Origin of the sequence: Mycobacterium ahvazicum, from assembly GCF_900176255.2 — a bacterium.
Classification (GTDB): Bacteria; Actinomycetota; Actinomycetes; order Mycobacteriales; family Mycobacteriaceae; genus Mycobacterium; species Mycobacterium ahvazicum.
Window position 1 is genome coordinate 176,016 of record NZ_FXEG02000006.1, and the last position, 13,907, is coordinate 189,922.

14 protein-coding genes are annotated in these 13,907 nt (G+C 65.9%); 4 read left to right on the forward strand and 10 right to left on the reverse strand.

From position 1 onward, the window contains the following. Positions 1-4: 4 nt before the first annotated feature. Genes MAAFP003_RS27925 through MAAFP003_RS27935 form a run of 3 tightly spaced genes read right to left on the reverse strand, consistent with a single transcriptional unit; the run spans position 5 to position 2,818 of the window. Complete coding sequence (locus tag MAAFP003_RS27925; protein WP_232232266.1) at positions 5-1,117, reverse strand: cytochrome P450; 1,113 nt, start codon at positions 1,115-1,117, stop codon at positions 5-7. A gap of 60 nt (positions 1,118-1,177) precedes the next feature. Next, on the reverse strand, positions 1,178-1,975 hold the full coding sequence (locus MAAFP003_RS27930) for an SDR family oxidoreductase (protein WP_036473673.1): 798 nt from the start codon (positions 1,973-1,975) through the stop codon (positions 1,178-1,180). A gap of 12 nt (positions 1,976-1,987) precedes the next feature. Next, entirely contained in the window at positions 1,988-2,818 is an 831-nt protein-coding gene (locus tag MAAFP003_RS27935) for a mycofactocin-coupled SDR family oxidoreductase (RefSeq protein ID WP_036473675.1), read from the reverse strand. A 161-nt stretch (positions 2,819-2,979) separates the two neighbouring features. Between MAAFP003_RS27935 and MAAFP003_RS27940 the strand changes: the two genes are divergently transcribed. Continuing rightward, positions 2,980-3,807, forward strand: a complete 828-nt coding sequence (locus tag MAAFP003_RS27940; protein ID WP_036473677.1) for an enoyl-CoA hydratase/isomerase family protein — start codon at positions 2,980-2,982, stop codon at positions 3,805-3,807. Positions 3,808-3,853: 46 nt separating this feature from the next. Here the strand turns inward: MAAFP003_RS27940 and MAAFP003_RS27945 are convergent, their stop codons facing one another. From MAAFP003_RS27945 to MAAFP003_RS27960, 4 genes are read right to left on the reverse strand one after another with little or no spacing between them, the layout of a single operon-like run. Continuing rightward, positions 3,854-4,633, reverse strand: a complete 780-nt coding sequence (locus MAAFP003_RS27945; RefSeq protein WP_036473679.1) for an SDR family oxidoreductase — start codon at positions 4,631-4,633, stop codon at positions 3,854-3,856. Between the two features lie 9 nt (positions 4,634-4,642). Next, the gene (locus MAAFP003_RS27950) at positions 4,643-5,740 is read right to left on the reverse strand and encodes an acyl-CoA dehydrogenase family protein (protein ID WP_096290765.1); all 1,098 of its coding nucleotides are present in this window, start codon (positions 5,738-5,740) and stop codon (positions 4,643-4,645) included. Then, positions 5,737-6,888: an acyl-CoA dehydrogenase family protein gene (locus MAAFP003_RS27955; protein WP_084163671.1), complete on the reverse strand. Its 1,152-nt coding sequence runs from the start codon at positions 6,886-6,888 to the stop codon at positions 5,737-5,739. The genes MAAFP003_RS27950 and MAAFP003_RS27955 overlap by 4 nt, the downstream gene beginning before the upstream one ends. A 9-nt stretch (positions 6,889-6,897) precedes the next feature. Continuing rightward, positions 6,898-7,761, reverse strand: coding sequence for an SDR family oxidoreductase (locus tag MAAFP003_RS27960; RefSeq protein ID WP_096290766.1), 864 nt, complete (start codon positions 7,759-7,761; stop codon positions 6,898-6,900). Positions 7,762-7,869: 108 nt separating this feature from the next. On the opposite strand from MAAFP003_RS27960, the gene MAAFP003_RS27965 reads away from it, so the two are divergent. The 3 genes from MAAFP003_RS27965 to MAAFP003_RS27975 are packed head-to-tail and all read left to right on the forward strand — an operon-like array spanning position 7,870 to position 11,069. Further along, on the forward strand, positions 7,870-9,090 hold the full coding sequence (locus MAAFP003_RS27965) for a Zn-ribbon domain-containing OB-fold protein (RefSeq protein ID WP_036473683.1): 1,221 nt from the start codon (positions 7,870-7,872) through the stop codon (positions 9,088-9,090). Then, positions 9,087-10,247, forward strand: a complete 1,161-nt coding sequence (locus tag MAAFP003_RS27970) for a thiolase C-terminal domain-containing protein (RefSeq protein WP_036473685.1) — start codon at positions 9,087-9,089, stop codon at positions 10,245-10,247. The genes MAAFP003_RS27965 and MAAFP003_RS27970 overlap by 4 nt, the downstream gene beginning before the upstream one ends. A 12-nt stretch (positions 10,248-10,259) precedes the next feature. Further along, positions 10,260-11,069, forward strand: a complete 810-nt coding sequence (locus tag MAAFP003_RS27975) for an enoyl-CoA hydratase/isomerase family protein (RefSeq protein ID WP_036473687.1) — start codon at positions 10,260-10,262, stop codon at positions 11,067-11,069. 25 nt (positions 11,070-11,094) lie between these two features. Here the strand turns inward: MAAFP003_RS27975 and MAAFP003_RS27980 are convergent, their stop codons facing one another. The 3 genes from MAAFP003_RS27980 to MAAFP003_RS27990 all read right to left on the reverse strand — a co-directional run bounded on the left by MAAFP003_RS27980 (position 11,095) and on the right by MAAFP003_RS27990 (position 13,906). Continuing rightward, positions 11,095-11,919: a PaaI family thioesterase gene (locus MAAFP003_RS27980; RefSeq protein WP_036473690.1), complete on the reverse strand. Its 825-nt coding sequence runs from the start codon at positions 11,917-11,919 to the stop codon at positions 11,095-11,097. After that, on the reverse strand, positions 11,916-12,656 hold the full coding sequence (locus MAAFP003_RS27985) for a FadR/GntR family transcriptional regulator (RefSeq protein ID WP_036473692.1): 741 nt from the start codon (positions 12,654-12,656) through the stop codon (positions 11,916-11,918). The genes MAAFP003_RS27980 and MAAFP003_RS27985 overlap by 4 nt, the downstream gene beginning before the upstream one ends. 107 nt (positions 12,657-12,763) lie before the next feature. Next, complete coding sequence (locus tag MAAFP003_RS27990) at positions 12,764-13,906, reverse strand: acyl-CoA dehydrogenase family protein (RefSeq protein WP_036473695.1); 1,143 nt, start codon at positions 13,904-13,906, stop codon at positions 12,764-12,766. Position 13,907 lies beyond the last annotated feature (1 nt).

The window sequence follows — 13,907 nt, forward strand, 5'->3', positions numbered from 1 at the left end:
GCGATCAGCCCAGTTTCAGAGGCACGCGCTCAAGTGAAAAGGTGCTCGCGGGGAACACAATCTGCGGTTCCTCACCGACTTTCACCGAAAACTCGGGAATGCGCCGGAGCCATTCGGCCACGATCAATTTCAGCTCGAGGCGGGCCAGGTGCGACCCCAGGCAGCGGTGTGGCCCGCCACCGAAGCCCCAGTGCCGGTGCACCTTTCCATCCATCACCACGTCGTTGGTCGAGATCTCGTCGCTGTCGTCGCGATTGATGGCAGCGACACACAACCGCACCATGGTGTCGGCGGGCAGCGTGACGTCCCCGATGGTGACCTCGGTGGTGGTCACGCGGGGCAGCATCGGCGCCGGCGGCTCCAGCCGGACGATCTCCTCGACGAACACATCGATCTGGTCGGGATCGTCGCGGAGGGTGGTCCTCAGCTCCGGGTTGCGGGCGAGCTCCAGCAGTGCGGAACTCATCGCCGCGGTGACGGTGTCCAGCCCGGCCAGGACGAAAAGGAAGCTCAGGCCCATGATTTCGGCGTCGTCGAGTGGCTCCTCGCCATTGAGCAACTGAGACAAGATGTCCGGCCCGGGGTCGGCCCGCCGCGCGTTGATCGCCTCGGTGAGGTACTCGACCAATTCGAGTGCCGGCGTCAGGTCGGCATCCTCCAGTGACGGCGCTTCCGAGATCGCGATGACCGCGGTTTTCCATGCGACGAGCTTGTCGCGATCCTCCAGCGGCAGCCCGAACAAGGTCAGGAATACCTGTGAGGGGTACGGGATCGCCACGTCGGCCACGACTTCGCACTCGCCTTGTGCGGCTACCCGCTCGATGATCTCGATCGCCTGCTGCTGAAGCGAGGGCAGCATCTCTTTCAAGGTGTGCGGACTGAAGAAGGGCTGCAGGATCTTACGGAACCGGGTGTGCTCTGGCGGGTCGAACGAGATGGGCACCAACGGCAGCGGGCTGCCGAGCACGTCAAAAGCCTTCTTCGAGGAGAACAATTCAGGATCGCGCAGCGCGGCCAGCACGTCCTCGCGGTGGGTCAGATAGAAGATTCCGTCGACGGACACCACCCGCCCTGCGTCGCGAAGGACCTTCCACCCCGCCCCGCGGTCTGCCGCCATCGGCAGGCTGGCGAAGGAAAGTTCGGGTGCGCCAAGGGTTTCCACGTATGCTCCCAAAGGTTAGAACGCCGACCGGTGCAAGCCACCGTCGACTTCGATCCAACTACCGGTGAGGTAGCCGGCAGGTTCTGAGCACAGGTAGGCGATGAGCGAGGCGATCTCGCTCGGTTTGCCCATTCGCGCTGCCGGCACCCGAGCTTCGCGCAGCATGAACTCGCGTCGCTCCTGATCGGTGCTCGCGCCGAGGTGCTGCTCCAGGTAGGCCAGTGCGTTCTCAGTCTCAATCCAGCCGGGCGCGACGGTGTTGACCGTGATGCCGTACTGGGCGTACTCGTCGGAGACCGTCTTGAGCAGGCCGATCGTCGACGGCCGACTGGTGTTGGCCACTGCGTGGTGGATGTTGCCCGCCGGCTCCTTGGCGGTCGCCGACCCGATGTGCACGAATCGGCCCCAGCCCGCGGCCCGCATCGCCGGCAGAACCGCTCGCAAGAGCAGGATCTGGCTCATCGTGTGCATTTCGAAGGACTCGCGATAGACATTCACATCGGTGATGTCGGCGAAATCGCCGGGCCGCTGGTATTTAGCTTGGCCGACAACGATTAGCGGCGCCCCGTGCTGGGCCGCAATCTCGCGGACGGCGTCGGTCAGCTGCCCGTCGTCGGCCACGTCGGCAGTGACACCGATGGCAGTGCCCCCTTCGGTGCGGATTGCCTCGACCGCGGCGTCGACATCGGTCTTAGTCCGCGCCAGTATCGCAACCCGCGCACCTTCCGCGGCAAGCAGTTTGGCGACCTCGAAGCCGATTCCCTTGCTGCCGCCTACGACCAGCGCCGATCGGCCGTCGATACGGTAATGCATCCGGTGCGCCGACTAGCCTCGCCGCACGTCCATGCCGGCGTCCACCTTGAGCATGCTTCCGGTGAACGAACGGCCCGCGTCGCTGAGCAAGAAGAGGATCGTGTTGCTGACGTCGCGTGGCTCGATCAGCGGCAAGCCCGGCAGCGCGGTCTGGACCGCATTGACCATGCGAGGGTTGTCCTCAATCACCTTGAACAGAGCCGGGTTGTCAGTGATCATCGGGGTCGCGCAGTTGGTCGGCGCCACGGCATTGACGCGAATGCGGTCGGGGGCAAGCATGGCCGCATACGCGCGGACCAGGCCGACGACGGCGACCTTCGACATCAAGTAGGCATCGCTGCCGCCGCGGCCGTCGGTGAGGTCCAGCAGGGCGATCATCGAACTCGTCGCGATCAGATTGCCACCCTCACCGCGTTCCTTCATGTGGGGGATCGCCACCTGGAAAGCGTTCCACACCCCGATGAGCATGATGTCGAGCCCTAACCTCAGCGCCTCCGACGCGTCGCGCTCATCGGCGTTGGTCAGGACGACCCCGGCATTGGCGAGCACCGTGTCGACGTGGCCGAACTCGGTGACGCCCGCGTCGAATGCCTCCTGTAGCGCAGCCTTGTCGCGGACGTCGGCCTTGCGGGTCAGCATCTTCCTACCGGTCTTCTCCACCAGGCGGGCCGTCTCCTCGAGATCATCTTCGGTGCCAAGTGCATAGGGCACGATGTCGAGGTTCTCGCAGATGTCGACGCCGACGATGTCGGCACCTTGCTCGGCACACATCACCGCGTGCGAACGGCCTTGCCCGCGAGCGGCTCCGGTGATGAAGACAACCCTGCCGTCCAGTGAACCCATATCTGTAAGCCTCCAGTAGCTCGCGCTATCGGCCGCGCCCTGTGGTGGCGAGAGCGCGACGCAGTGACGTGCGCCACGTTACGCCGCGGAATTGGAATCATACAACTATTTGGCTAATTTGGTGGGCGACGGAACACTCCGAGCCTTGGAAGGGATATCACATGTCCGACAGCCCCAATGGCGGTCCACGCCCACCCGACGGTGACTGGTTGGGGAGCCCCTACCTGAGGTTCGAACGTGAAGGTGCGTTTGCTATCTGCACCCTGGACCGCCCCGAGGCGCGGAATGCGATGACGCCCGCAATGTACTTCGGGATCCGCTACGCGGTGAGTCGGGTCAATGCCGACCCCGACCTCGCGGGCCTGCTCATCACGGGCACCGGCGACGTCTTCGCGCCGGGAGGTGACCTGGGTCAGAAAGCAGCAGACAACTGGATGGACTTCGCGTCCACCCTGGGAACCGACGTCACCCCGTTCGACACGCTGCGGCAGTCGGCCAAGCCGGTCGTGTCCGCGGTCAACGGCATCTGTCAGGGTGGTGGCCTGCAGATCGCGATGTGCAGTGACCTCGCCGTGGTAAGTGATCGGGCCGTCTTCCGGGTGCCCGAATTGTTCCGTGGCATCGCCGACACGTACTACAGCCAGGTACTGGCCCGGCTCATCGGACCGGTCCGGACCAAGGACCTGATGTTCACCGGACGGACGCTGAACGCGCAGGAGGCGCTCGACTGGGGCATGGTGAGCAGGGTGGTCCCGCACGACGACCTGATGAGCGTCGCCAAGGAGTTGCTCGCGCAGTGTTGCCGGACCGCTCCGGGAGCGCGCGGGTTGGTCAAGGCGAGCCTGGACAACTACCTCGGGCTCTACGACCGGATCGGCATGACGACCAGTCTTTTCGGTCCCGAGGCAGCCGAAGGTTTCCGGGCGTTCAAGCAGAAGAACTCGCCGGACTGGGTGCACCCGAAACTTCGGGTGGAGGGCCGGTTGTAGCGCGTCGCTACAGCTGGCGCGAGGCCGGCCCGTCCGCCCATTCCGGTTACTTCGGAGTGAAGCGTTGCGCGCCGTCGAGGCGCATCACCTCGCCGTTGACGTAGCCGTTTGTCAGCAGGAACGTCGCCGCGTCGGCGAACTCGTCGGGGGAGCCGAGTCGTTTCGGGAACGGTACGTTGGCGGCGAACTTGGCGATCGCCTCTTCGCCGACCGACTCCATGATCGGCGTCTTCATCGTTCCAGGTGCAATGGTGTTGACTCGGATACCCGCCGAACTCAGGTCACGGGCGGCAGCGATGGTCAGCCCGATGACACCGGCTTTTGCGGCGGCATAGGCAGTCTGCCCGATCTGCCCTTCGTAGCCCGCAATCGAGGCGGTGAGCACCAGCGCGCCCCGCTCGCCGCCATCGCGGGGTTCTGCGGTGGCCACGGCTGCGGCCACGAGTCGGGCCATGTTGTAGGTGCCATTGAGATAGAGATCGATCGTCTTGGTGAAGCCGCCGAAGTCCGCGGGGCTGCCGTCGCGCTGGACGATCCGTTGCGCCACACCGAAACCGCCGTGCGCGACGACCGCGTAGCGCAGCTGGCCGAGCTGGTTGGCCTGCTCGATCGCGCCGAGAACGCTGTCCTCACTCGTCACGTCGGTGCTCACGAACAGCGCCCCACTGCCCAGCTCGTCGGCCAGCGCCTTACCCTTGTCGGCAGCGAGATCGGCGATCACCACGCCGAGTCCGTCGGCATGGAGCCGACGGACCGTCGCCTCGCCCAGGCCGCCCGCACCGCCGCTGACAATCGCCGACGCGCCTTCGAATTTCGCTACAGTCACCAATTCTCCTTAATTACCGTTGTTTTCCAGTTGAGCCGGATCGCCCGTCACCAAACTCCACGGATCGTCCGTCGCCAAGACCAGCCGACCGAGTCGCCGCGCGTAGTTCGCGGTCGTGCCGTAATCCCCGGTCCAGCTCTGAGCGCGCAGGGTGAACAGCCACAGCGGGTGCTCCCTGGTGACACCAATCGCACCGTGCAGCTGATGGGCGACGCTGGTGACCGGGTCGACGGCGCGGCCGACCGCGACCTTCGCGACGGTGACGGCGTAGTCGGTGTGGGGGGAAGCGAAGCCGTGCTCGGCAGCGGCGGCGACAGCCAACTCCGCAGCAGCACGGGCTCTTTCGATTTCCCCGGCCATCCCGGCCAGTGACTGTTGCACGGACTGGAAGGCGCTGAGCGGACGACCGAACTGGACGCGCTGGCGGGTGTGCTGCACCGACAGCGCTGCGGCCGCGTCCAGCACCCCGATGGTCTGCACACAGCGTGACCATGCGCCGCGCCGAGCCAGCTCGGCGCCGAGCGCCGGGTCCACGTCATGCAACTGGTCGGCCGGCACGTCGAACACGAGCGAATCGCGGGGTTCGCCCGCTAGGTTGTGACCTTCCCGCAGTTGGCCGGGGATCACGTCGATGACACCGATCCGCAGGCCGGCGGGTGTGGTGACGGCCAGCAGGGCGGCGGCGCACGCTCGCGCCCACGGCACCGCGTCCGCGGTGCCGGTGATCCGGTCGCCGTCGACTTCGCCATCGGCGACCGCAACGGTCAGCGGGCCGCTGGGTAGCTCGATTCCGACCTGCTGGCCGAGCCAGCCGGCAAGCGCGTCGGTTTCTGCCAACGGCACCGCACCAGCGTGGCGGGCCAGGCCGTAGAGCGCAATGGCCAGCTCGTGCGGGCCGGCTCCCATGTCCGGCGTGCTGGTCAGCCTGGCCAGCCCGGTTTCCTCGAGGTTGCGCCAGAGCTCGGTGTCGAACTGGTCGGGGATGCCGCGATGGCCCAGACCGGCGTCGTAGGAGCGCCGCCCAAGGTCGTCGACCAGCTGACGCAGCTGCGTGTCGTCGTCCTTAGACCCTGTCACGGCGAAAACCCCGCCAGCGAGCGCGCTCATCGCAGCCCCATTCCGCGGGCGATCACGCCGCGCAACACCTCGTTGGTACCGCCGCGCAGGGTGAACATGGGCTTGTGCAGCCACGCGGTGCTCAGCATCGTCTCCAGCTCGGAATTCGGTGGCACTGCCTCGAGCAGATCGGCGATCAATCCCACGGATTCGGCTTCGAAGCGGGTGCCGAGGTCCTTCACCAGCGCGGCCTGATTCGCCGCATCGCCGCCGTCGGTGAGCGTGCGGGCCACCGACAACGAGAGCTGCCGCAGCGAGATCAACCGCGCCATCAGGTCGCCGATGTCGGCCGCGGTGCGGTCATCGGGCACCGGCCCACGACCGAGTGCGCGAATGGCGGCGAACAGTAGAGGGCCGGTGGAGAGGATCCGCTCGGGCCCGCTGCGTTCGAACGACAGCTCGGAGGTGACCTGGTGCCAGCCGTTGCCGACCTCGCCGAGCACATCGGCATCGGCTACGAAGACCTGATCGAACAGCACCTCGTTGAAGTGATGTGCGCCCGACATCAAGATGATGGGTTCGATTCGGACGCCCTCGGCATCGCACGGCACCAGGAACTGGCTGAAACCGGCGTGGCGATGTTCGGGATCCGGCGGGCTGGTGCGGGCCAGCACGACGACCTGGTGCGCATGGTGGGCGCCGCTGGTCCACACCTTGCTGCCAGAGAGTAACCAGCCGCCGTCGGCGCGGATGGCTTTGGTTTGCACGGCGGCAAGGTCGGACCCGGCACCGTGCTCGCTCATGCCGATCGACGAATAGAGCTTGCCGGCAACAATTTTGGGCAACAACCGTTCGCGCTGCTCCTCATTGCCGTAGGTCAACAGACCCGGTGCGACCTGGCGATCGGCGGTCCAGTGCGCCGCCACGGGCGCACCCGCCGCGATCAGCTCCTCGGTCACCACATAGCGGTGCAAATACCCGAGACCGTGGCCGCCGTATTGCTTCGGGATGGTCAGGCCGACGAATCCGGCGGCGCCCAGCCGCGCTGAGAACTCCTGGTCCCACCCGGCCAGCCACGAGTCGACGCCGGGCTGCCACCCGAATTCAGCGCGGTCGGACTCCAAGAAGTCGCGCACGGCATGCCGCAGCTTGACCAACTCGGGCACACGGGCGCTCAACGCGTCGAACGAATTCACCACAGCCGCTTCCTAAACCGTAGGGGCCGGGGCCGACAGCAGGTAGAAGTTGGGCTTCAGGTCATCCTCGCTCGCGGCCAGTAGGTACTCCGAGAGGTCGGCGCGGCCCTCTTCGCGAAGGATGTCCTCGTCGGTGTAGAAGTGGCCGCTGCACGCCGCGGCGGGACGGGTGACCAGCGCGTGCACCGCCTCGGCCATGATCTGCGGGCTGCGGGCCTGCGCCCGCACCGCCTCCTCTCCCAACGCGACCATCATCCCCGTACTGGCGATCGTGGTGGCCGGCCACACCGAATTCACCGCGATCGGCACCGAGGCGAACTCTGCGGCCCACCCCAAGGTCAGCAGGCTCTGGGCGTACTTGCCCACCGTGTGCCCGACATGGGCGCCAACCCACCTGGGGTCCAGGTTCAGCGGGGGAGCGACGTTGACCACGTGCGCGTTGTCGGACCGGCGCAAGTGCGGAAGTGCGGCCTGCACAATCGCGAACGGCCCTTCGACATTGACCTCCAGCAGCCGGCGCAGGCTCTTGGGCGGTAGCTGCGCGGTCGGCCGCAGATCCAGGGCTCCGGCATTGTTGATGACGACGTCGATGCCGCCGAACGCGTCAGCTACCGCGTTGACGGCTGACGCGACCGCAACCGGGTCGCGCACATCGCAGGTCAGCGGGAGCGCCCGGCCGCCCGCGCGGTGCACGGCGTCCGCGGTCTCGCCAAGGGTGCCCGCGATCTTGGGATTCGGCGTGTCAGTCTTGGCCAGCAAAGCCACGGCGGCACCGTCTTCGGCGATCCGCTCGGCGATGGCGGCGCCGATGCCGCGGCTGGCACCTGTTACCAGCACGACGCGACCCTTCAGACTGCGAGGATGGTGATTGCCCACGTTTGGTTGACCTTCCGTCCGTCGCTAGGCCGTGCCGTCGAATGGTATAACTATATAGCTAGTTAGTTGCGCGATGTAACGGGCGCTCATCCACAAAAGCGGGGATCTATGACTCGGGTCTTTTCGGTCGGCACCTATTCGCCACCCTGGACTGTGCGCGACCGCCGGGTCAAGGGACCCGACGAGGACGCGCTGACCATGGCCGTCGCCGCCGGTCGCGCCGCCGATCCCGGCGCCACGGCGCAACGCGTGGTGCTGGTGTCACGTGACTTTCCGCTGCTGGAAGGCGGCAACGGCGCGGTGCTATTGGCCGCGTTGTCCCTACCGGCCGACACCCCCGTCGCCGAGGTCCTCGGCGGTGCGCCCGCGGTGCTGGACCAAATCAGCGGCGCCGGCGACAGCACCCTGGTGATCGCCGCCGACGACAACGACCTCGCGGCGGGGGCCGGCGCTGTCCTCACGGGCGACGGCGGCACCACGCTGACCCCGGCGGCGCGCCAGACGCGAAGTCTGCCGCTGACGGCCCGAGGGGAGGACGGCGCGCGCCATGCCTACGTCGACCCCCGGCTGCAACGCGAGGTGGGGGTGCGTGCCACCCTGACCCGACTGGGCCTGACCGGAACCCCGGCGCTCGCCGCCGTGGCAGGCGTGCCGCTGGCGCAAATCGCGAGCGACTTCGACACATCGCGGGCAGTTGCCGAGCCCACCGTCTCCGCCGCGGCGATCATCCGACTGCTGGCCGACGCGATCGAGGCCGGCACCTCGGGCCTGTTGCTCGCCGTCGAGCAGTCCAGCATCAGCGCGGCCGACCTCGCGGTAGCGGGCACCAACACCCGGATCGCCCGCGATGAGTTCCCGGCGCGGGAGCTACCCAAGACGCGGGTTGCCGACGGCATCGGCATCCCAATCTCGATGCCCGCGTACGCGCGGGCCTTCGAGCCGAAAATTCGCTGGGAGGCAGCGGTTTTCGACGAGAGCCCAGGAATCGATGCCGCGCCGCAGTTCCCACCCCGGTTGCGAGTCGACAATGCCGGACGGTTGGCGGCCGAATATCGGCTCGAGTCGCTGCCGCGCACCGGCACCGTCTACACCCACACCACGGTGCGGATTCCGGTACCCGACCTGCCCAGCCCGTACTCCCTGGCCGTCGTTCAGCTCGACGACAGCCCGGTGCGGGTGCTGCTGAAAGTCACCGGCGTGCCCGCGGGCGAGGCGACGATCGGTCAGCCGGGCTCCGTAGTGTTGCGCAGGATCGCCATTCGCGCGGGTATTCCCGATTACGGTTACGCATTCTGGCCCGGACGGACGCTGCAAGGAGCGGTTGCATGAGAAATGTCGCCATCGTCGGCGCGGGGATGACGCCCTTCGCCGAACACTTCGAGCTCGGCGTCAAGGATCTCATTCCGATGGCCTACGCCGAGGCGGTTGCCAAGGTTGACAAGGGTGTTCAGAAGTCGGAGATCCAGGCCGCGTGGTTCGGCGAGCTAGCGACCACCGACGGGTTCCCGTCCGGCATTTTGGCCGACACCTTGGACTTGACGGACATTCCAGTGACGCGCGTCGAAAATGCCTGTGCCACCGGTAATGATGCGATTCGCAACGGAACGTTGGCCATCGCCTCCGGCCTCTACGATGTGGTCCTAGTGGTCGGGGCCGACAAGGTTCGCGAAACCTCCTCGAACACCACGTTCTGGGACTGGGCCGCGATGACCCGCGACAACGCATGGGACTACCCGCTGGGGCTGGTTGCGCCGGCCAACTTCGCGCTGCACGTGATGCGATATCTGCACGAGTCGCCGGCGACCAAAGAGCACATGGCGATGGTGGCGGTGAAGAACCACTTCCACGCCGTCAAGAACCCGAAAGCTCAACTGCGCTACGAGATCACCGTCGAGCAGGCGCTGGCCGCGCCGATCGTGGTCGAACCCTTCGGGCTCTACGACTGCACCCCGCAGAGCGACGGCGCCGCCGCAGTGATCTTGGCCGCCGAGGACGTCGTCGACCACTACACCGACCGTCCCGTCTGGGTTCGCGGCGTCGGGCTGGGTATGGACCGGGTGATGCACCAGCACAAGACGGACATGACCACGTTTCCGCCGACGGTGCGTGCCGCCAAGGCCGCGATGGCGATGGCCGGTGTGACGCCGCGCGACATCGACGTCGCCGAGGTCCACGACTGCTTCACCGGCGTCGAGCTCATCAGCTACGAAGATCTGGGGTTCGCCAACCGCTTCGAGGCCTACAAGCTGGTGGAAGGCCGCGAACACTATGTGGGCGGATCGATTCCGATCAACCCAAGCGGCGGGCTGAAGGCCAAGGGGCATCCGCCGGGAGCTACCGGCGTGGCGCAGTGCTACGAACTGTTCAACCAGCTTCGCGGAGAAGCCGAGAATCAAGTCGACGGCGCACGAATCGCGTTAGCGCACAACATCGGCGGGCCGACCGCGGTCTCCGCGGTCACCGTCCTTTCCAACCAGAAGAACTGATAGGACCATCAGATGACCACTTCCGAGATCGCCACCCTACCCGGTTACGAAGAGTTTGCGCCGTGGCTGCTGGTGGAGAAGACCGGCAACGTGCACGTGATCAGCATCAACCGGCCGGAGGCGTTCAACGCCGTCAACGAGGAGGTGCACCACGCATTCGCGACGATCTGGCGGGTATTGGCCGCCGACGACGACGTGCGCGCGGTGGTGACAACCGGTGTCGGAAAAGCATTTTCGGCGGGCGGCGACATGGTGATGTTCGGGCGCCTCATCGAGGACCCGGTGGCACGTCAGTTTCAGATCACCGAGGCCCGCACGGTGTTTCTCGAGGTGATCAATTTCCCCAAGCCGCTGGTGTCGGCCGTCAACGGCCCGGCTGTGGGGCTTGGCTGCTCGATCGCTTTGTTGAGCGACTTCCTGGTGATGGGGGAGAACAGCTACCTGGCCGACCCGCATGTCGCGGTCGGCTTGGTTGCCGGCGACGGCGGTGCCGCGATGCTGCCGCTGCTGATCGGCCTGATGAAAGCCAAAGAGTATGTGCTGCTGGGGGATCGGATCACCCCGGCCATCGCGGACAAGCTGAACCTCGTCACCAAGGTGGCCACCGACGACACCGTGCTCGACGAGGCGCTCGCGATCGGCGAGCGACTCGCCGGTCTGCCGCCCCAGGCGCTGCGCGCCAGCAAGGTCGCGATGAACATGCACCTGTCGCGGGCCGCGCTCGGCGTGCTGGAGTACGCGCTGGCCGAGGAATACACGTCGTTCACAACTCCGGAGTTCCAGGAGCGGGTGGCCGCGTTTCGGGCGCGCTCGAAGAAGTAGCTTCCAGGGGCCGGCGCGGGAGCGGTCAGCGGTAGGCGGTCACTCGCGCGGTGATCGCCACCTTGCCGTCGTCGCCGATGGCCTGCGCATCGCTCACACCGGTGTTGCGGCCTATCCGCATCGCCGTGCCCTCATAGCGGGATTCGGCGCCGGCGAAAAACGGGCGAAGAAAGTTCACTCGCAGCGAGCCGGTCTGCAGCAGACCGTCGGCGGGGTCCCGGTTTAGCGCCGCCGATGCCGCGAGCTCCAGGCCGGCGGCGGCGACGCCCCCGTGCACGATGTCGATGTCGTTGTTCAGGTTGCGGTCCACACGCTGCGCCAGCACCGTCGCCGGACCATCCTGCGCAACGTGCACCGCCATCAAGTCGGCGAAAGTGGTCTCGCCCGACCGGCGCAGCGTCTCCGGCCGTTGCTGGGGGACGACGTCGCCGGCGTGGATGAAGAACGATCGCACGATGCCGGTGCCGATAACCGTGCCGCGATAGGTCAGTGTGCAGATTCCCAGCGACGTGGCACCCAGTGGACCCGGCGAGTGCGCGCTGGCCAGCACTGTGCCGTCGAGGTCACCGACATCGGGGCTGAGGTCCATCGACAGCTCGCTTGACACCGTCCACTGGCCTGGCCGTCTGCGGTAATGGTTGACGATCCCGGCGGCGGCGTCGACGAGGATCGCCAAGGGGCCCACAGTGGGAGCGCCGGTGTACGGATTGCGGAATCGGTGCATCGGCATCGACAGCACGGCGATGGCCTTGGCCGGGTGTGATTCGACGTATTCGATACCGAACCGGACCTGTATCGAGTCCGGTGTCTCGAGATCGTGCTGGTTTACCTGTTCGTCGACGCCGGTCATTCGAGAAGGTCTACGACAGTGGACAATTCGGCCCCGGTCAGGACGAACTCCTCTGCCTTTTGCAGATGGCGCTTCCAGAGCTCGCCGGCCTTCTCGGCGTCGCCGTCCTTGATCATGTCCAGCACCATCCGGTGAGTCTTGGCCGAGCGGCGGACCGCCTGCTCGGCTCGCGTCCCCTTGGTGGGCTGCAGCGACCGGTTGGCCTTCTCGATGATGTGATGCAGCATGTCGCTGACGATTTGCAGGGTGCTGTTGCCCGACAACCGCGCGATCGCGGCGTGGAAGTCGGTGAGCTGATCAACGGCTTCGCTGCCGGGATTCAGCTGCGATTCGCGTTCGACGATCTGCTCGAGTTCGGCGATCACCTTGGGATTGCGGTCCTTGGCCAACTGCTCGACCATCGGAACCTCGAGCGTCACTCGTGCGTCGTAGACGTCCTTCACCGTGACGCCTTCGTATTCGAGGATCAAGCCGGCGTAGCGGGCGAGCGTTTCGCGCCGGGGGCGCGTGACGCGGGCCCCACCGCGTACCCCACGCTGAACCTGAATCAGCGACTCCGATTCGAGCACGCGGAACGCTTCTCGCAGCGTTGGCCGGGACACGCCGAAACGCTCCATCAGCTCCGATTCCGGCGGCAACATGGTGCCTTCGGTGATCTCGCCGCGGATGAACATCCGCCGCAGCACCGTGGCCACCCGATCGGCCATCTTCGGTTCTCGAAGACTGGTGACCTCCATTGCAACCTCCGCCGCTGCGAATATGCGAATTAACTAACCATTTAGCAGGTTAGCCGAAATAGCCGGTTGAGCCGCCAATTCGCGACCGTCAGTTAGCAACGTCACCCTTAATACCCCATCGCCCGTCCCATGAGGTCCTTCATGATCTCGGTGGTGCCCGCGTAGAGCCGCTGCACCCGCGAGTCCCGCCAGAGCCTGGCCACTTCATACTCGTTGATATAGCCGTAGCCGCCGTGCAGCTGCAGGCATCGGTCGATGATCTCCCACTGAACTTCGGAGGTCCACCATTTCAAGCCTGCGGCATCTTGATCGGTCAGCGTGCCGTCGTTGACCGAGAGCACGCATTGATCGAGATACGTTTGTGCGGCGTCGAGTTTGGTCTGCATTTCGGCGAGGAAGTGCCTATTGACCTGAAACTTGCCGATCGGTTGCCCGAACGCGGTGCGCTCCGATGCGTAGGCCTTGGTCAGGTCGAGCGCACGGCGGGCGGCCGGCAACGCGTAGCAGGCCACGCCGACCCGCTCGCTCGGCAGGTTGGAGACCAGATGATAGAAGCCGCGGTTGAGCTCTCCCACAAGGTTCTCCTTGGGCACCTTGACATCCTCGAAGAACAATTCGGCAGTGTCGGCGGAGTACTGGCCGATTTTGTCGAGCTTGCGGCCACGGGTGAAACCCTCCATCCCGTCCTCGATCATCAGCAGGCTGATGCCCTTGTGCCGGGCGGAAGGATCGGTCTTCACAGCCGTCAGCACCAGCTTGGACAGCAGCCCGTTGCTGATGAACGTCTTCTGGCCGTTGACCACCCAGTGGTCGCCCTCGTCGCGGGCGGTGGTCTTGATGCCGGCCAGGTCGGATCCGGCCGCGGGCTCGGACATCGCGATGGAACCGATGTACTCGCCCGCGACGAACTTGGGCAGCCAGCGTTCCTTCTGCTCCTCGGTGGTCAGATCGTTGAGATACGGCACCAGGATGTCGTTCTGCACGCCCAGGCCGATGCCGACCGAGCCGGTCAGGAACATTTCCTCGGAGATGATCTGGTTGAACCGGAAGTCCTTGACTCCGAGCCCGCCGTACTTCTCGTCGAACTCCCAACCGATCAATCCGTGTTCGCCCGCTTCCAGCCAGGCCTCGCGGCTCACCTTGCCGTCGCGTTCCCACTTCTCGACGTTCGGCACGCATTCGCGTTCGAAAAAGCTCCTTGCGGTGGCGCGGAACTCGTCGTGAATCTCGTCGAAAATGTTGCGGCGCATA